22 protein-coding genes are annotated in these 23,346 nt (G+C 75.3%); 18 read left to right on the top strand and 4 right to left on the bottom strand.

Features of this window, described 5'->3' with window-relative positions; translation table 11 throughout:
- Positions 1–23 precede the first annotated feature (23 nt).
- From AAG589_RS08310 to AAG589_RS08345, 8 genes are all read left to right on the top strand, one after another.
- On the top strand, positions 24–1,757 hold the full coding sequence (locus tag AAG589_RS08310; RefSeq protein WP_430566773.1) for a BCCT family transporter: 1,734 nt from the start codon (positions 24–26) through the stop codon (positions 1,755–1,757).
- Between the two features lie 57 nt (positions 1,758–1,814).
- The gene (gene typA / locus AAG589_RS08315; protein WP_430566774.1) at positions 1,815–3,725 is read left to right on the top strand and encodes a translational GTPase TypA; all 1,911 of its coding nucleotides are present in this window, start codon (positions 1,815–1,817) and stop codon (positions 3,723–3,725) included.
- 10 nt (positions 3,726–3,735) lie between these two features.
- Entirely contained in the window at positions 3,736–4,815 is a 1,080-nt protein-coding gene (locus AAG589_RS08320) for a PIG-L family deacetylase (protein WP_430566775.1), read from the top strand.
- Positions 4,812–5,228, top strand: coding sequence for a DUF6113 family protein (locus tag AAG589_RS08325; RefSeq protein WP_430566776.1), 417 nt, complete (start codon positions 4,812–4,814; stop codon positions 5,226–5,228). The genes AAG589_RS08320 and AAG589_RS08325 overlap by 4 nt, the downstream gene beginning before the upstream one ends.
- 210 nt (positions 5,229–5,438) lie before the next feature.
- Positions 5,439–7,661 (top strand): VanW family protein, encoded by a 2,223-nt coding sequence (locus tag AAG589_RS08330; protein WP_430566777.1) that lies wholly within the window; start codon positions 5,439–5,441, stop codon positions 7,659–7,661.
- On the top strand, positions 7,661–8,563 hold the full coding sequence (locus AAG589_RS08335) for a hypothetical protein (RefSeq protein ID WP_430566778.1): 903 nt from the start codon (positions 7,661–7,663) through the stop codon (positions 8,561–8,563). The genes AAG589_RS08330 and AAG589_RS08335 overlap by 1 nt, the downstream gene beginning before the upstream one ends.
- 21 nt (positions 8,564–8,584) lie before the next feature.
- Positions 8,585–9,562 carry a prephenate dehydratase gene (locus tag AAG589_RS08340; RefSeq protein WP_430566779.1) on the top strand — a complete coding sequence of 326 codons (978 nt, stop codon included), beginning with the start codon at positions 8,585–8,587 and terminating at the stop codon, positions 9,560–9,562.
- Positions 9,559–10,587 carry a prephenate dehydrogenase gene (locus tag AAG589_RS08345; protein WP_430566780.1) on the top strand — a complete coding sequence of 343 codons (1,029 nt, stop codon included), beginning with the start codon at positions 9,559–9,561 and terminating at the stop codon, positions 10,585–10,587. The genes AAG589_RS08340 and AAG589_RS08345 overlap by 4 nt, the downstream gene beginning before the upstream one ends.
- Before the next feature lie 28 nt (positions 10,588–10,615).
- Here the strand turns inward: AAG589_RS08345 and AAG589_RS08350 are convergent, their stop codons facing one another.
- A complete protein-coding gene (locus AAG589_RS08350; RefSeq protein ID WP_430566781.1) occupies positions 10,616–10,921 on the bottom strand; it encodes a putative acetyltransferase in 306 nt (101 codons plus the stop codon).
- A 134-nt stretch (positions 10,922–11,055) separates the two neighbouring features.
- Between AAG589_RS08350 and fdxA the strand changes: the two genes are divergently transcribed.
- The 3 genes from fdxA to AAG589_RS08365 all read left to right on the top strand — a co-directional run bounded on the left by fdxA (position 11,056) and on the right by AAG589_RS08365 (position 14,040).
- Positions 11,056–11,373 (top strand): ferredoxin, encoded by a 318-nt coding sequence (gene fdxA, locus AAG589_RS08355; RefSeq protein WP_079573027.1) that lies wholly within the window; start codon positions 11,056–11,058, stop codon positions 11,371–11,373.
- Positions 11,373–12,524 carry a succinyldiaminopimelate transaminase gene (gene dapC / locus AAG589_RS08360; RefSeq protein WP_430566782.1) on the top strand — a complete coding sequence of 384 codons (1,152 nt, stop codon included), beginning with the start codon at positions 11,373–11,375 and terminating at the stop codon, positions 12,522–12,524. The genes fdxA and dapC overlap by 1 nt, the downstream gene beginning before the upstream one ends.
- Positions 12,525–12,717: 193 nt before the next feature.
- Positions 12,718–14,040, top strand: coding sequence for a citrate synthase (locus AAG589_RS08365; RefSeq protein WP_430566783.1), 1,323 nt, complete (start codon positions 12,718–12,720; stop codon positions 14,038–14,040).
- Between the two features lie 69 nt (positions 14,041–14,109).
- On the opposite strand, the gene AAG589_RS08370 is transcribed toward AAG589_RS08365, so the two are convergent.
- The gene (locus AAG589_RS08370) at positions 14,110–15,018 is read right to left on the bottom strand and encodes a hypothetical protein (RefSeq protein ID WP_430566784.1); all 909 of its coding nucleotides are present in this window, start codon (positions 15,016–15,018) and stop codon (positions 14,110–14,112) included.
- A gap of 2 nt (positions 15,019–15,020) precedes the next feature.
- Complete coding sequence (dapD, locus tag AAG589_RS08375) at positions 15,021–15,989, bottom strand: 2,3,4,5-tetrahydropyridine-2,6-dicarboxylate N-succinyltransferase (RefSeq protein ID WP_430566785.1); 969 nt, start codon at positions 15,987–15,989, stop codon at positions 15,021–15,023.
- Positions 15,990–16,020: 31 nt separating this feature from the next.
- Here dapD and dapE point away from each other — a divergent pair, with 31 nt between their 5' ends.
- The 4 genes from dapE (at position 16,021) to AAG589_RS08395 (ending at position 19,432) form a co-directional block, all read left to right on the top strand.
- Positions 16,021–17,259, top strand: coding sequence for a succinyl-diaminopimelate desuccinylase (dapE, locus tag AAG589_RS08380; RefSeq protein ID WP_446719716.1), 1,239 nt, complete (start codon positions 16,021–16,023; stop codon positions 17,257–17,259).
- Positions 17,256–18,116 carry an LOG family protein gene (locus AAG589_RS08385; protein WP_430566786.1) on the top strand — a complete coding sequence of 287 codons (861 nt, stop codon included), beginning with the start codon at positions 17,256–17,258 and terminating at the stop codon, positions 18,114–18,116. Before dapE ends, AAG589_RS08385 begins: the two co-directional genes overlap by 4 nt.
- Positions 18,113–19,081, top strand: a complete 969-nt coding sequence (folP, locus tag AAG589_RS08390; protein ID WP_430566787.1) for a dihydropteroate synthase — start codon at positions 18,113–18,115, stop codon at positions 19,079–19,081. Before AAG589_RS08385 ends, folP begins: the two co-directional genes overlap by 4 nt.
- A gap of 183 nt (positions 19,082–19,264) precedes the next feature.
- Entirely contained in the window at positions 19,265–19,432 is a 168-nt protein-coding gene (locus tag AAG589_RS08395) for a DUF3117 domain-containing protein (protein WP_079573043.1), read from the top strand.
- Positions 19,433–19,544: 112 nt separating this feature from the next.
- Here the strand turns inward: AAG589_RS08395 and AAG589_RS08400 are convergent, their stop codons facing one another.
- Complete coding sequence (locus AAG589_RS08400; protein ID WP_430567174.1) at positions 19,545–20,195, bottom strand: O-methyltransferase; 651 nt, start codon at positions 20,193–20,195, stop codon at positions 19,545–19,547.
- Positions 20,196–20,308: 113 nt separating this feature from the next.
- Between AAG589_RS08400 and sigE the strand changes: the two genes are divergently transcribed.
- The 3 genes from sigE to AAG589_RS08415 are packed head-to-tail and all read left to right on the top strand — an operon-like array spanning position 20,309 to position 23,339.
- The gene (gene sigE / locus AAG589_RS08405; protein ID WP_430566788.1) at positions 20,309–20,935 is read left to right on the top strand and encodes an RNA polymerase sigma factor SigE; all 627 of its coding nucleotides are present in this window, start codon (positions 20,309–20,311) and stop codon (positions 20,933–20,935) included.
- Positions 20,932–21,972 carry an anti-sigma factor family protein gene (locus tag AAG589_RS08410; protein ID WP_430566789.1) on the top strand — a complete coding sequence of 347 codons (1,041 nt, stop codon included), beginning with the start codon at positions 20,932–20,934 and terminating at the stop codon, positions 21,970–21,972. Before sigE ends, AAG589_RS08410 begins: the two co-directional genes overlap by 4 nt.
- Positions 21,969–23,339, top strand: coding sequence for a S1C family serine protease (locus AAG589_RS08415; protein ID WP_430566790.1), 1,371 nt, complete (start codon positions 21,969–21,971; stop codon positions 23,337–23,339). The genes AAG589_RS08410 and AAG589_RS08415 overlap by 4 nt, the downstream gene beginning before the upstream one ends.
- Positions 23,340–23,346: the final 7 nt, after the last annotated feature.

Here is a 23,346-nt window from a genome sequence, read left to right on the forward strand (position 1 = left end):
GGCGCGGCGTCAGGGTGAGGGGCATGGCACGGGCATCGACGCTGGCCCGCGGGGTCTTCTATCCGGCAGCAGGCATCATCCTCGTCTTCGTCCTGCTCGCCGTGTTCTTCACGGACGCGACGGACGCCGTGATGAGCACGCTCCAGGGCGAGGTGATCGGCGCCTTCGGCTGGTACTACGTGCTCCTCGTCGCGGCCTTCGTCATCTTCGCGATCTGGATGGGGCTGAGCCGCTTCGGCGACATCGTGCTTGGCCCGGACGACGACCCGCCGGACTTCAAGCTGCCCGTGTGGTTCTCGATGCTGTTCGCCACCGGCATGGGCATCGGGCTCGTCTACTACGGCGTCTCGGAGCCGCTGTCCCACTTCGTCAGCCCCAAGCCGGGCGTGACCGGCGACGACGCCACCCTCGCGCAGGCGGCGATCTCCCAGACCTACGTGCACTGGGGCTTCCACGCCTGGGCGATCTACGTGGTGGCGGGGCTGGCGCTGGCGTACGCGATCCACCGCAAGGGCCGCCCCGTGTCGATCCGGTGGGCCCTGGAGCCGGTGCTCGGCGACCGGGTCAAGGGCTGGCTGGGCAACGCCATCGACGTGGTCGCGATCATCGGCACCGTCTTCGGCGTCGCGACGTCCCTCGGCCTGGGCGTGCTGCAGGTGGCGCACGGGCTGGGCTACCTCGACGTCGTGGAGCCGAGCACGGGCCTCGAGATCGGCCTCATCGCCGCCATCACGGCGCTGGCGGCGATGTCCGTCGCGTCGGGGCTGTCCAAGGGCATCAAGTGGCTGTCCAACGGGAACATGGTGCTCGCGGGCATCGTGCTCGCCGTCGTGCTGGTGCTCGGCCCCACGCTGTTCATCCTGCGCAGCTGGGTGCAGTCCTTCGGGTACTACTTCGCGAACGTGATCCAGATGACGTTCGACACCCTGGCGTTCCGGGGCGACGAGGGCCTGGCCTGGGAGTCGAGCTGGACGATCTTCTACTGGGGCTGGTGGATCTCCTGGGCGCCGTTCGTGGGCGTCTTCATCGCGCGCATCTCCCGCGGGCGGACGGTGCGGGAGTTCGTGCTCGGCACCTTGGCGGTGCCGATGGCCGTCGCGACGATCTGGTTCAGCGTCTTCGGGGGAGCGGGCCTGCACCAGGAGATGACGCAGCCCGGCAGCATGCTGGACCCGGCGACCGGCGAGGTGAACACCGACACCGCGATGTTCCAGCTCTTCGCGACCCTGCCGGGCAGCGGCACCTGGCTCGCCGTCGCGGGCATCGTGCTGGTGGTGATCTTCTTCGTCACGTCGTCCGACTCGGGCTCGTTCGTCGTCGACATGCTCGCGAACGGCGGCGACCCCAACCCGCCGCTGTGGAGCCGGCTGTTCTGGGCCATCCTCGAGGGCCTCGTCGCGGCGGCGCTGCTGCTGGCGGGCGGGCTCAGCGCGCTGCAGACGGCGGCGATCCTCATCGCCCTGCCCTTCTCCGTGGTGCTCATCGGCATGGCCGTGTCCATCGTCAAGGAGCTCAGCGTGGAGCACCGGCAGATCGTGCGCGCCGAGCGTCGCGCGGCCCGGGAGAAGCTCACGGAGCACGTCACCCAGGAGGTGGCGACCACCCTGGCCGGCCGGTGGGAGAACGTCCTGCCGCCGGCGCCGGGCGCGCTGCGGCTGCGCGTGCCGCGCCGCCGGGACCCCAAGGGGGCGCACGGTTCCGGGCCCGGGGCGGGGTCCGCGAGGGACGATGACGAGGGGCCTGGACCGGGCGGGTAAGATAGCGGCGGCCCGATTGACGGGTCGCCTCCCCACCCCAGGAAATGAGACCCGTAGATGTCTGTGCGCTCCGACCTGCGCAACGTGGCGATCGTCGCCCACGTCGACCACGGCAAGACGACCCTCGTGGACGCCATGCTGCGCCAGGCAGGCGCCTTCTCCGCCCATCAGCACGTGGACGACCGCGTGATGGACTCCGGTGACCTGGAGCGCGAGAAGGGCATCACCATCCTCGCGAAGAACACCGCGGTCCGGTACGCCGGCCCGTCGGCGGCGGCGGCGGGCGAGCCCGGCGGCATCACCATCAACGTGATCGACACCCCGGGCCACGCCGACTTCGGCGGCGAGGTGGAGCGCGGCCTGTCGATGGTGGACGGCGTCGTCCTGCTCGTCGACGCGTCCGAGGGCCCGCTGCCCCAGACCCGCTTCGTGCTGCGCAAGGCGCTCGCCGCGAAGCTGCCGGTGATCGTCGTCGTGAACAAGGTGGACCGCCCCGACGCCCGCATCACCGAGGTCGTGGGGGAGACCACCGACCTGCTGCTCGGCCTCGCGAGCGACCTGTCCGACGAGGTCCCCGACCTCGACCTGGACGCCATCCTCGACGTGCCCGTCGTGTACGCGTCGGCCAAGGCCGGCCGCGCGTCGATCGACCAGCCCGCCGACGGCGCGCTGCCCGCGAACGAGGACCTCGAGCCGCTGTTCGCCACCGTCCTCGAGAAGATCCCGGCGCCGACGTACGACGCCGACATGCCGCTGCAGGCGCACGTCACCAACCTCGACGCCTCGCCGTTCCTCGGCCGCCTCGCGCTGCTGCGCATCTTCAACGGCACCCTGCGCAAGGGCCAGACGGTCGCGTGGGCCCGCCACGACGGCACCCTGTCAAGCGTGCGGATCACCGAGCTCCTGGAGACCAAGGCGCTCGACCGCGTGCCCACCGAGTCCGCCGGGCCGGGCGAGATCGTCGCCGTGGCCGGCATCGCCGACATCATGATCGGCGAGACCCTCACCGACGTCGACGACCCGCGCCCGCTGCCGCTCATCACGGTGGACGACCCGGCGATCTCGATGACCATCGGCATCAACACCTCGCCGCTGGCGGGCAAGGGCGGCAAGGGCCACAAGGTCACGGCGCGCCAGGTCAAGGACCGCCTCGACGCCGAGCTCATCGGCAACGTGTCGCTCAAGGTGCTCCCGACCGAGCGCCCCGACGCGTGGGAGGTGCAGGGCCGCGGCGAGCTGGCCCTGGCGATCCTCGTCGAGCAGATGCGCCGCGAGGGCTTCGAGCTCACGGTCGGCAAGCCGCAGGTCGTCACCAAGCAGATCGACGGCAAGCGGCACGAGCCGATGGAGCGCATGACCATCGACGTGCCCGAGGAGTACCTCGGCGCCGTCACGCAGCTCCTCGCCCAGCGCAAGGGCCGCATGGAGACCATGAGCAACCACGGCACCGGCTGGGTCCGCATGGAGTTCATGGTCCCGGCGCGCGGGCTCATCGGCTTCCGCACGCAGTTCCTCACGGAGACGCGCGGCACCGGCATCGCCGCCTCGATCTCCGAGGGCTTCGAGCCCTGGCACGGGGCGATCGAGTCGCGCAACACCGGCTCCCTGGTGGCCGACCGCGCGGGCAAGGTGACGCCGTTCGCCATGATCAACCTGCAGGAGCGCGGCTCGTTCTTCGTCGACCCCACGCAGGAGGTCTACGAGGGCATGATCGTCGGCGAGAACTCCCGCAACGAGGACATGGACGTCAACATCACCAAGGAGAAGAAGCTGACGAACATGCGGTCCTCGACCGCCGACAACTTCGAGAACCTCATCCCGCCGCGCCACCTCACGCTCGAGGAGTCCCTCGAGTTCGCGCGCGAGGACGAGTGCGTCGAGGTGACCCCGGAGGTCGTGCGGATCCGCAAGGTCGAGCTCGACGCCACGGCGCGCGCCCGGGCGACGGCGCGGGCCAAGCGGGCCTGACCGCGTCCCGGTGACCGGCCCGGCCGCGCCCGGCCCCGCCGTGCACGTGCAGGTGCCCGCGGGCGACGGCGGGCTGCTCGCGGTGCACGCGCACCCCGACGACGAGACGCTCGCGACCGGCGCGCTGCTCGCGTCGTGGGCCGCCGCGGGGCGGCCGGTCGCCGTGGTCACCTGCACGCGCGGCGAGCGCGGCGAGGTCATCGACACGCCGTCGCACCCCACCGGGCTGGCGCGGCTCGAGGGCGCCGGCGGCGCGCTCGCGGCGCACCGCGAGACGGAGCTGGTGGCGGCGCTGGCCGCGCTCGGCGGCGGGCCGGGCGTCGTCGCGCACGCCTTCCTCGACGCCGTGGACGTGCCGGACACCCGGCCCACCGGGGTCCGCCCCGCGTCCGACACGCGATTCGAGGACTCCGGCATGACGTGGGTCGCGCCGGGGGTGGCCGGGCCGGCGGACGACGCGCCCGCGACGGCGTTCGCGCGCGTCGCGCTCGACGACGCCGCCGCGCGGCTGGCGGCCGTGCTGCGCGACCGCCGCCCGGCCGTCGTGGCGACGTACGAGGAGCGCGGCGGGTACGGGCACCCGGACCACGTGCGGGCGCACGACGTCGCGGTGCGCGCGCTCGCCCTCGCGGCGGACCCGGACGCCCCCGTGCCGGGCGAGCCCTGGGGCCGGGCCGCGCTGTGGCGGGCGGTGACGCCGTCCGCCGCGCTGCGGTCGGCGCGCCGGGAGCTGGCGGCCGCCCCGGCGGCCGCCGACCTCGCCGCTCGCACCGGGCTGACGTTCCCCGACCCGGACGAGGACCTTCCTCCCCTCGCGCACCACGACGGGGAGCTGGCCGACGGCGTCGCGCGGGCGGTCGACGTCGCGCCGGTGCTCGACCGCGTGCTCGGGGCCATGCGCGCGCACGCCACCCAGGTGCAGCACGCCACGCCGGCGTCGCAGGAAGGGGCCGGCGCGGGCCTGCTCGGCTGGTACGCGCTGAGCAACGGCGTGCTCGCCCCGGTCCTGGCGCACGAGCACTACCTGGTCTCCCGACCTGCACGTTCGGGCGTCGCGGCGCGCCGGGCGCCGGTAGGCTCGCCGCGATGAGCACGCCCGAGCACGCGACCCCCACCCCGCCCCCCGTCGCCGCGGGCGCCGGCCGGTGGTGGCGGTCCGCCGCCCGCGCGGTCCTCGCCCTGGCGCTGGGCGCCGTCATCGGGGTGCTGGGGACCGTCGCGCACCGCACGCAGTGGCACGACCTCCCGGTCGGCATCGTCCTGGCGCTCGCGATCACGCTGTCCACGGCCGTGCTGTGCCGCGCGTGGGCCGGGCTGGGCCCGCTGCTCGCCGCCGGCGCCGGATGGGTGGTGGCGGTGCAGGTGCTCGCCGTCGCCGGCCCGGGCGGCGACGTGCTGGTCCCCGCCCAGCCGGTCGGTCTGGTGTGGACCTACGGCGGCCTCGCGATGTTCCTCGTGGGGGCCTTCCTGCCACGGTCGTGGTTCTCCGACCGTCGGGCCTGACGGCGGGCTCGTGCGCGACTGTGAGCGTCCCGTGCGCGCCGTCCCGCCCGGCGTGACGAACCTGTGCGGACCGCCGTCCGATTTGGCACTTTCACCCGGACTTGCGCCGGGTCGGCGAGTGCCGCCCGAGTAGGATCCCCCAGGCGGGTCAGCCCCGCGTCACCTGTCCTCCCGGGGCGTCGCCCCGCACCCCACCCTGACGGAGCATGCATGGGTCACCCGACCGAGCGCGAGCCGGACCCCGCCGAGTCTGCCCCCGCCGAGCCTGCGCGCCCCGAGACCGAGCGCGAGCCGGAGACCGAGGCCGAGCCCCGGACCGAGACGCCGGCCGCCGCCCCGGCTGAGCCGGCGACCCCCGCGGAGGCTCCGGCTGCGGAGCCGGCCGCCACGGAGGCTCCCGCCGCCCAGCAGCCGGACGACGACGAGGACGACACGCCGTACGAGCCGCGGGTGCGGCTGTACGAGCAGCGCGTCATCGCCACGGTGCCCGCGCCGGCGTCGGGCCCGCCGACGCAGGCGGTGCCCGCGGTGGCGGCCCCGGTCCCCATGGCGACGCCCTCGGCCGGCCCGGTCGCCCCCGTGGTCCCGCCCGCTCCGGACGGCCCGGCCTCCCCGGGCGACGCCGTCCCGCCGCCCGCGGACCCGGGCTCGCCGCTCGACGGCCTGGCGGGCGACGGCGCCCCCAGCCGCGCGCCGAAGGTCGCGCTGTGGGCCGGCGTCGGGCTCGTCGTGGTCGCCGGGCTGTACGCGGGCGCGCAGTGGGCCGTCGCCGGGACCGTCCCGAAGGGGACGAGCGTCGCCGGCGTCGAGATCGGCGGCATGGACGCCGGACCCGCGGTCGCCGCCCTCGACGACGGCCTGGGCCCGCGCGCGGCCGAGCCGGTCGAGGTGCAGGCGGGCGAGGCCTCGAGCACGATCGACCCGGCCGAGGCCGGGCTGTCGTTCGACGCGCAGGCGACCGTCGACGGGCTGACCGGGTTCTCCCTGAACCCCGCCCACCTGTGGGAGCACCTGGTCGGCGGCGACGCGGTGGCGCCCGTCGTCGACGTCTCCCGGCCGACCCTCACCGAGTCGATCTCCGGCCTGGAGGACTCCCTCAAGGTCGAGCCCGTGGACGGGACGGTGGGCTTCAAGGGCGCGAAGGCCGTGGCCACGGACGCGGTCGAGGGGTCCAGCGTCGTCGTGGACCACGCGGTGGACGCGGTCGCCGACGCCTGGCTCGTCACCTCGGGGCCGGTGGACCTGCCCACCGAGGTCGTCGAGCCCGCGATCACGCAGGCGGAGACGGACACCGCCCTGGAGCAGGCGCAGCAGGTGGTGAGCGGCCCCGTCACGGTCGACGTCGGGAAGCAGACCGCGGAGCTCACGCCGAGGGCGCTCGCCAAGGCGACGTCGTTCAAGAACGCCGACGGCGAGCTGAAGCCCCGGTTCGACGGCGAGAAGCTGGTCTCGGACGTGGTGGACGACACCGACGACCTGCTCACCGAGCCGGACGACGCGCACTTCGTGTTCTCCGGCGGCAAGCCCGTCGTGGAGGGCGGCGAGCAGGGCACGACCCTGGACCCCGACGACACGGCGTCCGCCGTCGGGAAGGCCGCGCTGTCCGCGGACGACCGTTCGACCGAGCTGAAGCTCGTCGAGCGCGAGCCGGAGCACACCAAGGAGGCCCTCGAGGGGATGGGGGTCAAGGAGGTCGTCTCGTCGTTCTCGACCCCGCTGACCAGCGAGCCGATCCGCACCCGCAACCTCGAGCGCGGCGCCGAGATCGTCACCGGCACACTCGTGGCGCCGGGCGAGACCTTCTCGCTGCTCGACACCCTGTCGCCCATCGACGAGTCGAACGGGTTCGTCGCGGCGGGCGTCGTGAGCAACGGCGTGCACACCGACGCCGTGGGCGGGGGCCTGTCGCAGATGGCCACCACCACGTACAACGCCGGGTTCCTCGCGGGGTACGACGACGCCGGCCACCAGCCGCACAGCTACTGGTTCAGCCGGTACCCGGCGGGGCGCGAGGCGACCATCTACGTGGGCGCCATCGACATGAAGTTCACCAACGACACCCCGTACGGCGCGGTCATGCAGTCGTGGGTCTCGGGCGGCGAGCTGCACGTGCAGATCTGGTCGACCAAGTACTACAGGGTCGAGAAGCAGGCGGGCGACAAGCGGAACGTCGTGCCGGCCACGCCGGTGCACAAGTCCGGCGCGGGCTGCGTGCCCTACCCGGGCGGCAACGACGGGTTCACGATCACGAACTACCGCCAGGTCTTCCACGACGGCAAGCAGGTCAAGGACGAGTCGAAGACCTGGACCTACAAGCCGGACAACCCGGTGGTCTGCGACCAGCCGAAGGCCGACCGCGACGCCGACCGCGAGGCCAAGGACGACGGCGCGAAGGACGGCGCCGGCGACGACGGGAAGGCGAAGGACGACTGATGCTCGGACGCTCGGAACGCGAGTCCCCGGCGCACGCCGCGCTGGCGGCGCACGACGCGGGCTGGTCGGGGGTCGCCCCGGGCTCGCCGGTGGCCACGGCCGTGCCGGACGAGTCGGTGGAGCTGCTGGACCTCGGCACGACGTCGGACACGCTCGCCACGGTGGCGACGATCGACGACCTGGCCGCGGTGGTGCACCTGGGTCACCCGGAGCAGCCGTCGCCCGCGCTCGAGGAGGCGCTGCTCGCCGGCGACCCGTCGCTCATCCTCACGGCCGCGGTCGCGGTCGCGCCGCAGTGGGTGTGGGCGGCGCCGGCGGGCGCCTCGGGCGGCCAGGTGGTCATCGACGAGGCGGGGATGCGCGACTGCCAGGACCTGCTGCGCGGCATGGGCGTCAGCCCCCGGCTCGTGCCGACGCGGACGTCGGTCGACGAGCGGGTGGCGCTGGCCGGCCCGTCGGGCTCGGTCGTGGTGGAGCGCTCGCGCGTGCCCGCCGGCTGGGTCGAGGTGCCGGGCAGCGAGCGGCTCGCCGGCCGCCCGCCCGTCTGGTACGGGCTGCTGGAGGCGCGCGACGCGTGGCCGCGGTTCGAGGCCCCCGCGCAGGTCTGGCTCGCCGTCGGGCCGTCGGACGACCACCGGGGGTCGCTGCAGCACACCCTGGCCGTGCTGTCGGCGGCGGGGGTGGACCTGCAGCACCTGCGCAGCCACCTGTCGGCCCGCGGGCCGCACGTCTTCTTCACGTCGTTCGGGTGCGCGTCCGTCGACGTCCTGGACGGGCTGGTCGCCGAGCTCGACGGCCGCGGGGTGGCGCACCGCACGCTGGCGGTGCTGCCCGGCGAGGGCTTCGTGCCCGGCCCGGTGCCGCTGGCGCCGCGATGGGCCGAGAGCCCGGCCGGGGCGTGACGAGGGGGTAGGGGCGAAGGCATGAAGATCGCGTACCTCGGGCCCGAGGGCACGTTCACCGACGAGGCGGTCCGCCGCTGGGCCGGCGCGCGGACGGGCGGCCACGACGTCACCCAGCAGCCGCTGCCCGCGGTCCGGGACGTGCACGACGCCGTCGCGTCGGGCGCCGCGGAGCGCGGGGTGGTGGCGCTCGAGAGCTCCGTCGAGGGGTACGTCGTGCCGACGCTCGACGCGCTCCTGGGCAGCCCGGACGTGGTCGCCGTGGACGAGGTGGTGCTCGGCATCTCGTTCGACGCGTTCGTCCGTCCCGGGCACGCCGACCCCTCGGGGCTGCGCGAGGCGACGGCGCACCCGCACGGCCTCGCGCAGTGCACGCGGTTCGTCGCGGAGCGCGGCCTGCTGCCCGTGCCGGCGTCGTCGAACGCCGCGGCGTGCCGCGACCTCGCGGACCACCAGGTCGCGTTCGGGCCGCGGCTGTGCGGCGAGCTCTACGGGCTGGAGACCCTCGCGACCGGCGTGGAGGACTTCGCCGGCGCCCGCACGCGGTTCCTCGTGCTGTGCCGCCGGGACGCCGCGGCCGCCGCGTGGGCGCCGCTGCGCGCGGCGGGGGACGATTCCGGCCCCGATGCCGGCCCCGAGGCGTGGCGCACGATGCTCGCGGTGACCCCGGTCGTCACGGGGCCGGGCGTGCTGGCGCGCGTCACGGCGGAGTTCGCCGAGCGCGGCGTGAACATGTCGAGCCTCGTGGAGCGGCCGCTGAAGGTGCGCGAGAGCCAGTACGTGTTCGTCGTCACGCTCGACGGCGCCCCGTGGCAGCCGCAGGTCCGCGACCTGTTCGCCGCCCTGCTCGGCGCCGGGGACTCGCTCAAGGTGCTCGGCGCGTTCCCGGTGGCGCCCGGCGGGCCCGGGCTGGACGGCGTGCTGCCCGACCACGTGCCCACGGGCAGCGTGCTGGCCTCGGACGACGACGCCACGGTCGCGCAGGGCCTGCTGTGGTGACCCCCGCGCCCGGGGGCGGCGAGGGCCCGGTCGCCGTCGTCGGCCTGGGCCTCGTCGGCGGCTCGCTCGCGCGGCTGCTCGCCGCGCGGGGCGTGGACGTCGTCGCGACCGACACCGACGCCGGCACGCGCGCCGACGCCCGCGCCGTCGGGCTGCGCGTCGCCGACGACCTCACGGACCTGTGCGCCGCCGACCCCGCCCTGGTCGTCCTCGCCGTCCCGCTGCGCGCCGTGCGCACGACGCTCGCCGAGCTGGCGCCCCTGGTGGCCGGCGGCGACGCGACGCTGACCGACGTCGGCTCGGTCAAGGGTCCGGTCCGCGCGGCGGCCCTCGCCGCGGGGCTCGCCGACCGGTACGTCGGGGCGCACCCGATGGCCGGCACCGAGCACAGCGGCTTCGCCGCGTCGGACGCCGGGCTGCTCGACGGCGCGCCGTGGGCGGTCACCGTGGCGGAGCCCCGGGCGGCCGCCGCCGACGAGCCGCGCCGGCTCGCGCAGGTGCTGCGCCTGGTCACGGGCCCGCTGGCCGGCACGGCCGCGGTGGTCACCGACGACCGCCACGACGAGGCGGCGGCCCTGGTGAGCCACGTGCCGCACGTGCTGGCCACCCAGCTCCTCAACGCGGTGGCCGGCGCCCCGGTGCGCGACCTCGCGCTGGGGCTCGCCGCCGGCAGCTTCCGCGACGGCACCCGGGTCGCCCTCACCGACCCGGCCCGCACGGAGGCGATGGTCACCGAGAACGCCGCGTGGGTGGCCCCTGCGCTGCGCAAGGCGGTGCGCGACCTCGAGGTCGTCATCGGTGCGCTGGAGACGAACGGCTCGCTGCACGACGTCTTCCACGCCGCCGACGACGTCCGCGAGCTCCGCGCGGCGGGGGGGCGCCGCCACGCCGGGCCCCAGGAGGCGCTGCCCGTCGGCGACGGCTGGACGGCCCGCGTGGTCGACGAGCTCGTCGCGCGCTGCACGGCGGGCGCCGTCGTCGTGGGCGTCGACGACGCCGCGGTCCGGGTGCGCGCGCCGCGCTGAGCGTGCCCGCCGGACCGTCCGTCCGGGCTCAGGCGTCGTCGGGCCGCCCGCGCCGCGGGCGCCGTGGCGGGATCGGCTTCACGGCCTCGACGTCGGCGGCGGCGACGGCCACCTCCGGCAGGCCGGGGGAGCGGTCGGGCCGCACGCGCAGCCCGTCGGCCCCGACGGCCGTGAGAATCCCCACGACGTCCGTCCACCGGGCGCCGCTGTCGGCGGCCTCGTCGTCGGACAGGCGGCGGCGCACGACGACGCGCACGCCCGCCGGCACGCGGAGCCACGCCGGCCCTCCGGCGGGCGGGGGTACGGCAGGTGGGACGGCTGACGGCGAAGGCACCACGTCAGCGATACTAGAGTTGGCCGCGCGGGCCCAGCGCCCGCCGGTACCACCGCAGTAGCACCGTAGAAGCATCGAGACCCCGCAGCCCGGCCGCCGGGCCCGCGACCTCGTCACCTGGAAGGTAGCCCGCAGTGACCTACGTGATCGCTCAGCCGTGCGTCGACGTCAAGGACAAGGCGTGCATCGAGGAGTGTCCCGTGGACTGCATCTACGAGGGCTCGCGGTCGCTGTACATCCACCCGGACGAGTGCGTGGACTGCGGCGCCTGCGAGCCGGTGTGCCCGGTGGAGGCCATCTACTACGAGGACGACGTCCCCGAGCAGTGGAAGGACTACTACCGCGCCAACGTGGAGTTCTTCGACGACCTCGGCTCCCCGGGCGGCGCCGCGAAGATGGGGCTCATCGAGAAGGACGACCCCATGATCAGCGCGCTGCCGCCCCAGGCCTGATGGGGTTCGCCGACCTCAGCGCCCTGCCCTACCCCTGGGACACGCTCGAGGACGTGCGGGCCACCGCCCGCGCCCACCCCGGCGGCGTCGTCGACCTGTCGATCGGCACGCCGGTCGACCCGACGCCGCAGGTCGTGCGCGACGCGCTCGCGGGCGCCTCGGACGCCCACGGCTACCCGCTGACGCACGGGACGCCCGCGCTCCGGGAGGCCGTGGCGGGCTGGTTCGCGCGCCGCCGCGGCGTGCCCGGGCTCGACCCCGCCGGGGTGCTGCCCACGGTCGGCTCCAAGGAGCTCGTGGGGCTGCTGCCGTCGCTGCTGCACCTGGGCCCCGGCGACGTCGTGGTGCACCCGGCCGTCGCGTACCCGACCTACGACGTCGGGGCGCGCCTGGCCGGGGCCACGCCGCTGGCCACGGACGACGTCGAGGACTGGGCCGGCCGCCGCGACGTGCGCCTGGTGTGGGTGAACTCGCCCGGCAACCCGACCGGCGAGGTCGCGGACGTCGCGCACCTGCGCCGCGTGGTGGAGGCGGCGCGGGAGATCGGCGCCGTCGTCGTGGGCGACGAGTGCTACGCCGAGCTGCCCTGGGCCGACGCCTGGGTGGGCGACGACGGCGTCTCGCGGGTGCCGAGCCTGCTCGACCCGCGGGTCACCGGGGGCAGCCCCGAGGGCGTGCTCGTGGCCTACTCCCTGTCGAAGCAGTCGAACGTCGCCGGGTACCGCGCGGCGTTCGTGGCGGGCGACCCGGCTCTGGTCTCCGGCCTGCTGGCCACCCGCAAGCACCTCGGCATGATCGTGCCCGCGCCCGTCCAGGCCGCCATGACGGCCGCGCTGGGTGACGACGCCCACGTCGCGGCGCAGCGCGAGGTCTACCGCCGGCGCCGGGTCGCGCTCCTCGGCGCGCTCGAGGCGGCGGGTTTCGTCGTGGACGGCTCCGAGGCCGGCCTGTACCTGTGGGCGCGCCCGGCGGACGGGACGCCGCAGGCGGGAGCCACGTCGCGCGACCTCGCGGGGTGGTTCGCCCGCCGCGGCATCCTGGTCGGGCCGGGGGAGTTCTACGGCGACGCGGGCCGACGGCACGTGCGCGTCGCGCTCACGGCTCCCGACGATCTCGTGGCCGAGGGTGTGACACGCATCACCACTGCGTGACGAGCGGGATGGCTGCGGCTGGGCGAGGGATTGGATCACCTTGGTGTTCGGGGGTAGGTTCGACCGCAGGCCGAGGTAGCCCTGGAGGATGCCACGGCCGGCGTGCCCCGGGCCGCCCCCGTCCCAGAGTCACGAGTCACGCGCCCACCGGTCCCGTCGTCGGGAGTCGGCAGGCCCGTCACGGAAGGAAGACATGACGTCCACCACGCCTGCCGCAGGCACCACGGGCGACTCCGCCTCGGTCGAGCTCGTCGTCGACGGCACCGCCCGACAGCTGCCCGTCGTCCCGGCCACGGAGGGCAACGACGGCATCGTCGTGTCGTCCCTGCTGAAGGACACCGGGCTGGTCACGGTCGACCCCGGGTTCACCAACACCGCGTCGTGCCAGTCGGAGATCACCTACATCGACGGCGACCAGGGCATCCTGCGCTACCGCGGGTACCCGATCGAGCAGCTGGCCGACTCGTCCACCTTCCTCGAGGTGGCCTACCTGCTGATCCACGGCGAGCTGCCCTCGCCGGCCGAGCTGTCGGCGTTCGAGGAGCGGGTCAACCGCCACACGCTGGTGCCGGAGGGCTTCCGCGCCTTCCTGTCGTCGTTCCCGCGCGGCGGCCACCCGATGTCGATCCTGGCCTCGGCGGTCAACGCGCTCGCGACGTACTACCCCGAGTCGCTGGACCCGCACGACCCGGAGGCGGTCGAGCTCGCCACCGTGCTGATCCTCGCGAAGATCCGCACCATCACGTCGTACCTGCACCGCGCCACGCGCGACGAGCCGCTCATGTACCCGGACTACGCCCGCGGCTACGTGGACGACTTCCTGCGCATGACCTTCTCGCGGCCCTACGAGCAGTGGGAGTCCGACCCGGTGCTCGTGTCCGCCATGGACAAGCTGCTCATCCTGCACGCGGACCACGAGCAGAACTGCTCCACCTCCACCGTGCGCATCGTCGGATCGTCGAACGCGACGCTGTACGCGTCGGTCGCCGCCGGCATCAACGCGCTTTCCGGCCCGTCGCACGGCGGCGCCAACGAGGCCGTGCTCACGATGCTCGAGAGCATCCGCAGCGGCGACGACTCCGTCGAGACCTTCATGAAGAAGGTCAAGAACAAGGAGGCCGGCGTCCGGCTCATGGGCTTCGGGCACCGCGTGTACAAGAGCTACGACCCGCGGGCCGCGATCGTCAAGAAGCACGCGGACGCGGTGCTCGACAGCCTGGGCGCCAAGGACGAGCTGCTCGACATCGCCCGCGGGCTCGAGGAGATCGCGCTCAACGACGACTACTTCGTCGAGCGCAAGCTCTACCCGAACGTGGACTTCTACACCGGGCTCATCTACAAGGCCATGGGCTTCTCCCCGGCCATGTTCACGCCGCTGTTCGCGCTGGGTCGCATGCCCGGCTGGATCGCCCAGTGGCGCGAGATGATGAACGACCCGCAGACCAAGATCGGCCGCCCGCGCCAGGTCTACACCGGGCCGACCGAGCGTGACTACGTGCCGCTCGAGCAGCGCTGAGGCCTCCGGCCCTCACCGCGGCACCCCTCCGCAGCACCGACGCCGACCGTCGGCCCGCGGCCAGGACGATCACTGCAGGACGATCGTGACCTGGCCGTCGGGCCGGCGGTCGGCGTCGTCGTCCACGACCGACCACGTGCCGTCCTCGCGGGTCCACGCCCGGTCCCCGGCGCGAACCTCCTGCGCCCCCGTGACGGAGGCGGTCGCGACCGCCCAGTGGGCCACGGCCCAGGTGGCGAGGTCGCCGTCGAGGGGCACGGCGGACGCGTCCACGACGACGGCGTTCGCGTCCTCCTGAGACGTGTCGGGCCGCAGGGCGTCGGCGGGCAGGCCGAGGTCGCGGGCCGCGCGGTCGGCGAGCAGGTCCCTCGCGGCGGCGCCGGACGGGGCCTCGTCGTCCTCGGTGGGCGGCAGGTCGCAGGTGATGGCCCCCGGGGAGTGGCCGGTCAGCGCGGACGCCCAGGCCCGGGACCGCGTCTCGTGCTGGGCGTACGCCTCCGGGAACGCGGAGCGCTGCACCGCCTGCGCGGCGGCGGTGACCTCCAGGTCCTGGTAGCCGTCGACCTTCACGAGGTGGTCGTAGAACTTCCCCGTCGAGTAGACCGGGTCCATGATCTCGTCGACCGTGCCCCAGCCCTGGGACGGGCGCTGCTGGAACAGCCCCACGGAGTCCCGGTCGCCGTAGTCGATGTTGACCAGCCGCGACTCCTGCAGCGCGGTCGCGAGCCCGATGGTCGCCGCGCGCCCGGGCAGGCCGCGCTGCACGGACGTCCCGACGATCAGCGCGGCGTTGTCCGACTGGACCGGCGTGAGGTACCACGAGGTGCCGTCCAGCTCGGCCGCGCACCGCTGCACCGAGGGCGTGTCGACCCGGTCGAGGAACCACACGACGCCGGCCGTGGTGCCGGCGCCGACGACGAGGACCGCGGCGAGGGCCGCGCCGGTCGCCCGTCGCCGTCGGCGTCGACGTCCGGACATCGTCAGTTGGCGTGCAGCGCGGCGTTGAGCTCGACGCCCACGCCGCCCCGCTCCAGCACCTCGACCGCGCCGGTGCGCGAGTTGCGGCGGAACAGGAGGTTGTCGCGACCGGCGAGGTCGCGGGCCTTGGCCACCAGCGGGTCGCCGTCGGCGCCCATCTCGCCGAGCACGGTGACCTTGGTGCCTGCGGTGAGGTAGAGGCCGGCCTCGACGACGCAGTCGTCGCCGAGCGGGATGCCGAGGCCCGCGTTGGCGCCCAGCAGCGACCGCTCGCCCACGCTGATGACCTCCTTGCCGCCGCCCGACAGGGTGCCCATGATCGACGCGCCGCCGCCGACGTCGGACCCGTCGCCCACGACGACCCCGGCGGAGATGCGGCCCTCGACCATGGAGGCGCCGAGCGTGCCGGCGTTGAAGTTCACGAAGCCCTCGTGCATGACGGTGGTGCCGGACGCGAGGTGGGCGCCGAGGCGCACGCGGTCGGCGTCGGCGATCCGCACGCCCGCGGGCACGACGTAGTCGACCATGCGCGGGAACTTGTCGATCCCGTACACGGTGACGGCGCGGCCGGTGTCGGCGCGCAGGCGCAGGCGCGTGGCCTCGAAGCCCTCCACGGCGCACGGGCCGTGCGACGTCCACACCACGTTGGTCAGGACGCCGAAGAGGCCGTCCAGGTTGACGCCGTGGGGCTGGACCAGCCGGTGCGACAGCAGGTGCAGGCGCAGGTAGGCGTCGGCGGTGTCCTGCGGGGCGGCGTCGAGGTCGATCACGGTGCGCACGACCACGACGTCCACGCGGCGGGCGTCGTCCCGCTCGGTGAGGGCGTCGAGCTCGGCCGGGATGTCGACGTCGGCCTGGGGCGGCGCGCCCAGCACGGGCGCGGGGTACCAGACGTCGAGGGTGGTGCCGGCGTCGGCGACCGTGGCGAGACCGAGGCCCCAGGCGGGGCGGGAGGAGGCAGGCGTCGTCATGCGGACCAGCGTAGTCGGCGCGTCTGCCACGATGGTGCGCGTGACCACGGACCGCACAGCGCCTTCTCGCGACCCTCACCTCGACGATCGCCCCGCCGCGCGCCTCGACGCGTTGCTGGACACCCTGCTCGACCCGGGGACGGTCGCCTCGTCGGACCTCGTGGACCTGCTGGCCGCGATCTGCGACGTCCCGTCGGTCTCGGGGGACGAGGCCGCGCTCGCGGACGCCGTCGAGCGGGTGCTGCGCGCCCAGCCGCACCTCGACGTGCTGCGCGACGGCGACTCCCTGGTCGCCCGCACCCACCAGGGCCGCGACCGGCGCGTGGTGCTCGCCGGCCACCTGGACACGGTGCCGCTGACCGACCCGCCGAACCTGCCGACCCGCCTCGAGACGGCCGCGGACGGCACCGTCGAGATGTGGGGCCGCGGCACCGTGGACATGAAGGGCGGCGTGGCGATCATGCTCGCGCTGGCCGTCGAGCTGGGCCGCCCCGGCCGCGAGCCCGCCCACGACCTCACCTACGTCTTCTACGACCACGAGGAGGTCGAGGCGTCGCTGAGCGGCCTCGGCCGCCTGGTACGGCACCACCCCGAGTCGCTGACGGGGGACTTCGCGATCCTCGGCGAGTCGAGCAACAACGGCATCGAGGGCGGCTGCAACGGGACCCTGCGGGTCGAGGTCCGCACCCACGGCGTCGCGGCGCACTCGGCGCGCGCCTGGGCCGGCCAGAACGCGATCCACGCGGCCGCCCCCGTGCTCGCGCGCCTCGCGGCCTACGAGGCGCGGGAGGTCGAGGTGGACGGGCTCGTGTACCGCGAGAGTCTCGGCGCGGTCGGCATCCGGGGCGGCATCGCGGGCAACGTCGTGCCCGACGCCTGCACCGTGACCGTCAACTACCGCTTCGCGCCGTCGTGGGGCGTCGCCGAGGCCGAGGCGCACGTGCGCGACCTCTTCGAGGGCTTCGAGGTGGTCGTCACCGACGCCGCGCAGGGCGCGCGGCCCGGCCTGGACGACCCGCTGGTGGCGGACTTCGCGGCCGCGGTGCAGGCCGCGACGGGCACCGAGCCGACACCGAAGTACGGCTGGACCGACGTCGCGCGGTTCGCCGAGCTCGGCATCCCGGCCGTGAACTTCGGCCCGGGCGACCCGGTGCTGGCGCACAAGGACGACGAGCGCCTGCCCGTCGCCCGGCTCGCGGCCGGCCGCGACGCCCTGCGCGCCTGGCTGCTCGGCGCGCCGGCCGGTGGCGTGGATAGTCTCGAGGCATGACGCGAGCGACGACGACCCCCGGCGGCCACGGACCGGGCCGCGGCGACGACGGGGTGCCCGAGAAGGGCAGCGGGTACCGCAAGGGCCCGGTGCTGCTGCGGGGCAAGGAGATCCCGGCCCAGACCACCGACCAGCGGCTCCTCGCCGGCGGCGGCGACCCCGACTGGGTGCACTCCGACCCCTGGCGCGTGATGCGGATCCAGTCGGAGTTCGTCGAGGGCTTCGGCGCCCTCGCGGAGGTGGGGCCCGCGGTGTCGGTCTTCGGCTCCGCCCGGACGTCCCCCGACCACCCGGACTACGCGCTCGCCGTCGAGGTGGGCCGGCTGCTCGCCGAGGCCGGGTACGCGGTCATCACCGGCGGCGGCCCCGGCATCATGGAGGCGGCGAACGCCGGCGCGCACAAGGCGGGCGGCACCTCGATCGGGCTCGGCATCGAGCTGCCCTTCGAGCAGGGCATGAACGAGTTCGTGAACCTGGGCGTGAACTTCCGCTACTTCTTCGCCCGCAAGACCATGTTCGTCAAGTACGCGCAGGGCTTCGTCGTGCTGCCCGGCGGCTTCGGCACCTTCGACGAGCTGTTCGAGGCCCTCACGCTCGTGCAGACCCACAAGGTGACGGAGTTCCCGCTCGTCCTCGTCGGCACCGACTACTGGGGCGGGCTGCTGGACTGGGTGCGCACCGCGGTCGCCGACCGGGGGATGGTGGGCGCCGCCGACGTCGACCTCATGCACCTCACCGACTCGCCGGCGGAGGCCGTCGAGTACGTCGTCGAGCGCGGCCGCGCCCTCGCTGCGTCGGAGCGCGAGGCGCTGGACGAGCTCGTGGAGGGCCAGCAGGACGCGGCCGACGGCTCGTGACCGACCCCGCCCCGACCCCGTCCGGCGTGCCGGCGGCGGGGACGTCGCTGGTGCTGCGCGGGCGCGAGGTCGGACGCGGCCCGGACGGGGTGCTGCGCCCCGTCGTGATGGCGATCGTCAACCGCACCACCGACTCGTTCTACGCCCCGGCGCGCCGCCCCGACGACGCCGCGGCGCTGGACGCGGCGCACCGGGCGTGGGCCGACGGTGCGCAGATCCTCGACGTCGGCGGCGTGCGCGCCGGCGTCGGGCCGGAGGTCGACGAGGCGGAGGAGATCCGGCGGGTGGCGCCGTTCGTCGCGCGGGTGCGCGAGGAGCTGCCCGACCTGCTGGTGTCCGTGGACACGTGGCGGGCCGGCGTCGCCCGGGAGGTCGTCGCCGCGGGGGCGGACCTCGTCAACGACACGTGGGCGGGCCACGACCCCGCGCTCGTCGAGGTGGCCGGCGCGGCCGGCGTCGGGGTGGTGTGCTCGCACACGGGCGGGGCGGTGCCGCGCACCGACCCGTACCGGGTGGAGTACCCGCCCCTCGACCAGACCGGGCCCGGCGTCGGCGCCGACCCGCGGGACGGCGTCCTGGACGACGTGGTCGCGACGCTGCGCGCGGCTGCCGCGCGGGCCGTCGCGTGCGGGGTCCCGCCGCGGTCGGTGCTGGTGGACCCGACGCACGACTTCGGCAAGAACACCTGGCACTCGGTGCACCTGCTGCGCCGCACCGCCGCGCTCGCAGGGCTCGGGCACCCGCTGCTCATGGCGCTGAGCCGCAAGGACTTCGTCGGCGAGACGTTGGGCCTGCCCCCCGACGAACGGCTCGAGGGCACCCTCGCCGCGACCGCCCTCGCCGCGTGGCAGGGCGCGAGCGTGTTCCGCGCGCACGACGTCCTCGCCACCCGGCGCGTGCTCGACCTGGTCGCGGCGGTCCGCGACGAGGCCCCGCCGCGCGCGGCGCTGCGGGGCCTCGCCTGAGACCGCGTGACCTGGCCCGGCGGGGCGGGGTCTCGGCAGGCGACCGCTGACGTCCGGGGTGTGGAAGTCGGGGGTGGGTTCTGAACTAGAATGGGGGAGCGCGCCTCGGCCCGCTCCCGCCGACCGGCGGGCCGCGGGCAGGGGTCAGGCCGAGGAACCGGACAACGGAATGGAGAGCCACAGATGGCTGCGATGAAGCCGCGGACGGGCGACGGGCCGCTGGAGGTCACCAAGGAAGGACGCGGCATCGTCATGCGGGTCCCGCTCGAGGGTGGCGGCCGTCTGGTCGTGGAGCTGAACGCCACCGAGGCGACCGAGCTGGGCGAGGCACTCCAGGCCGTCGTCTCCTGACGACGGACGACGCAGGACATGCGACGAGCGCGGGGCAGGCGCCCCGCGCTCGACGCGTGTCCGGCCCGTGTCGAGCTCGGCTGAGGATCGGGCTCGGCTCAGGTCCTGCCGGTCAGCGCCGCACCGCCAGCAGCAGCCCGTCCCCGGACGGCGCCAGGGCGGACAGCACCCGGTCGTCGGAGCGCAGCGAGCGCCCGACGTCGCGCACCACCGTCGTCACCTCGTCGCGCCGCGCCGGGTCGGGCACGCGCCCGCCGTGCAGCGCGCCGTCCACGGCGAGGACGCCGCCGGGCCGCAGCAGCCGCAGCCCGGCCTCGACGTACTCCGGGTAGGAGTGCGGCTCCGCGCCGACGAGCACGAGGTCGTACGCGCCGTCGGTGAGCCGCGGCAGGACGTCGGCGGGCCGGCCGGGGATGGTCCGGGTGCGGGCGGGGGCGATGCCCGCCTCGGCGAAGCCGCGCTTCGCGGCACGCTGGTGCTCGAGCTCGGCGTCGATCGTCGTCAGAACACCGTCGGCGGGCATGCCGCGCAGCAGCCAGAGCGCCGCGACGCCGGTCCCCGTGCCGACCTCGACGACGGCCCGCGCGCCGAGCGCCGCGGCCACGACCTGCAGCAGCGCGCCCGTCCCGGGGGAGGCGGCGTGGCAGCCGAGCTCGGCCGCGCGCTCGCGGGCGCGCAGCAGCGCCTCGTCCTCGGGGACGAAGGACTCGCTGTAGGCCCAGGCTGCGGTGCGCCCGCTGCGGGCGTCGACGTCGGTGGTGATGGCGGTCCTCCACGGCGGGGTCGCCGGCGGACGGCCGGCGCGGGTGATGCTGCCGTGATCGTACGCGGGAACGCCGGGCGGTGCCCGGACGTTGCCGTGGGACGATGGGAATGATGACGACCGACCACGCACCCGTGCCGCACGCGCCCGAGGCCTCCGTCGAGGAGGCCGCGAGCACGCCCGCTGCTGCGTGGACGCCCCCGACGTGGGACGAGATCGTGCGCGAGCACTCGGCGCGCGTGTACCGCCTGGCCTACCGGCTCAGCGGCAACCGGCAGGACGCCGAGGACCTCACCCAGGAGACGTTCCTGCGGGTCTTCCGGTCGCTCTCCAGCTACACGCCGGGCACGTTCGAGGGGTGGCTGCACCGCATCACGACGAACCTGTTCCTCGACCAGGTCCGCCGCAAGAAGCGCATCCGCATGGAGGCGATGGGCGACGACGCCGCCCGCGTGGCGGCCCCCGAGGACCACGGCCGCCCGGAGCGCGGCTTCGAGCACGCCAACCTCGACCACGACGTCCAGGCCGCGCTCGACGCGCTGCGGCCCGAGTACCGTGCCGCCGTCGTGCTCTGCGACATCGAGGGCCTCAGCTACGAGGAGATCGCCGTCACGCTGGGCATCAAGCTCGGCACGGTGCGCTCCCGCATCCACCGCGCCCGTGCGCAGCTCCGCGACGCGCTGGAGCACCGGCGCGCGGAGGTGACCCCGCGGGCCGCGAGCGGTGGGGCGGCGTCGTGACGGGCTACGCCGGGTCCGGTCACCTCGGCGCCTGGGTGAGCGACCTCGCCGACGGCCAGCTCGACGCGGCGGCGACCGAGCGGGCGCTCGCGCACGTCGCGGGCTGCCCGCGCTGCGCGGCCGAGCTCGACGCCGCGCGGGACGCGCACCGCGCCCTCGCCGCCGCCTGCGACGTCGCCCCGGACCCCGAGCTCACCAACCGGCTGCTCGCGCTGTCGGCCTCCATCCCGTCGGCGACGGGCGACCCGCTGCGCGACCGCGGTCGCGCCGCCGGCTGGGAGCGCCCGCAGGCGTGGGAGCCGACGCTGTCGGGCGACCTGGGCGCCCGGCGCCGGCACCGGACCCGTCGGCTGGTCGCCGCCGGGGCGGGGGGCGTCGGGGTGCTCGGGGTCGCGCTGTTCGTCCTGGGGCAGGCGCCCGTGGTGAGCCCGGACCCGTCGCGCGTCGCGGCGCTCACCCTGCTGGCGGACGCCGAGCCTGGCGGTCACGACGCGGCCGCGGGGCGCGCGGCCACCGCCGACGCCCTCGCCTGGCTGGGCGAGCACGGCTGGTCCGCGCCCGCCGCGCTGCCCGACGGGTACGCGGTCACCGCGCTCCGTACCGACGGCTGCGCGGGCGTGGAGGGGACGGACGCCGCCGTGGAGCTGGACCTGTCCGGGCCGGACGGCACCGCCGTCGCGTGCCTGCGCCAGGGCCGGCTCGCCGACCTGGGTGCGACGGTCGCCGAGCCCGCCGGCGGGACGGGCGACGGGTCGACGGGCGGCTTCGCCGTCCGCGGCCACGACGTGCGCGTGCTCTCGGCCGACCCGTGGCACGTCGCCTGGCAGTCGGGCGACACGGTGGTCGACGTGGCCACCGACGTCGACGCGGAGTCGCTCGCCGAGCTCGTCGCGGCGTTCCCGGGGTCCGCCGAGGGCGACGACGCCGGGGTGCTGCACGAGATCACCCGCGGCTGGAGCATGATGACCGGGACGATGTCCGACGTGATGTCCGACGTGATGTCCGGATCGATGACAGGAGCCCTCTGGCGCCGATGACCGAACCGTCCGAGCCTGCCGACGACCTGTTCGCGCCGCCCGAGCCGCCTGCTCGCGTGCCCGAGCCCGACCCGTACGTGCCCCCGCCCGCGGCGGCGCTGTTCCCCGCGACCGTGTCCGCGCCCACGGAGCCGAGGGAGCCGGAGGCCGGCCCGGCCGCCGCGACGGACGGGCCGCCCGAGGCGGCGGCCGCGACGCCTGCGGCCACCGTGCCCGCCAGGACCGCGCGATCGCGCCGTCCGGCGACGGCGGCGGTCGTGGCGCTCGCGCTGGTCGCGGGCGCCGTGGGCGGCTTCGCGGGGGACCGTGTGTCGGACGCTCTCGACGGCGGGCGGCCCGCGGACGCGGCGCTGCCGACGTCCGACGGGCAGGGCGCGGACCGGGGCGCGGCCACGGGGGCGTCCGCCGGCGCGGACCGGCCGGACGGCTCGGTCGCCGCGCTCGCGGCCGACGTGCTGCCCAGCGTCGTCTCGATCCAGGTGCAGGGCGCGGACGGCGCGACGAGCGGCTCGGGCTTCGTGCTGCGCGAGGACGGCTACATCCTCACGAACAACCACGTGGTCGCCCCCGCCGCGGCCTCCGGGGGGTCGGCCGTGGTCGTCTTCTCCGACGGCCGCGAGCGGGACGCGGAGGTGGTGGGCCGGACGGCGGACTACGACCTGGCGGTCGTGAAGGTCGACGCCGACGGGCTCGAGCCGCTGGTCCTCGGCGACTCCGACGCGGTGGTGGTCGGCGACCCGGTGCTCGCGGTCGGCGCCCCGCTGGGCCTGGACTCCACCGTGACGACCGGCATCGTCAGCGCGCTGCACCGCCCGGTGCAGGCCGGCGACGAGACCGGGGGAGGGTCGGTGACGGCGTTCATCGACGCGATCCAGACCGACGCCGCGATCAACCCGGGCAACTCGGGCGGGCCGCTGATCGACTCCGACGGCGAGGTGGTCGGTATCAACTCGGCCATCGCGCAGCCGCCGGGCGCCATGTCCGCCACCGGCAGCATCGGCCTCGGCTTCGCGATCCCGGCGTCCCAGGCGCGGCACACCGCCGAGCAGCTCATCGAGTCGGGGCACGCGACCTACCCGGTCATCGGGGCGCTGCTCGACACGACGTACACGGGGGAGGGCGTGCAGGTCTCGACCGCTCCCCAGCAGGGTCAGCCCGCGGTGACCCCCGACGGGCCGGCCGACCGGGCCGGCATCCGCCCGGGCGACGTCATCCTGGAGATCGACGGGCGGCCGGTGACCGTGAGCGACGCCCTCATCGTGGCGATCCGCGCCCGCGAGCCCGGGGACGCGGTGACGCTGCGCGTGCGGACGGACGGCGAGGAACGGGACGTCCGGGTGGTGCTGCAGGAGCGCGCGAGCGAATAGGCTGTCC

It is taken from the genome of Isoptericola sp. F-RaC21, assembly GCF_038593535.1.
In the GTDB taxonomy this organism is placed as follows: Bacteria; Actinomycetota; Actinomycetes; order Actinomycetales; family Cellulomonadaceae; genus Isoptericola.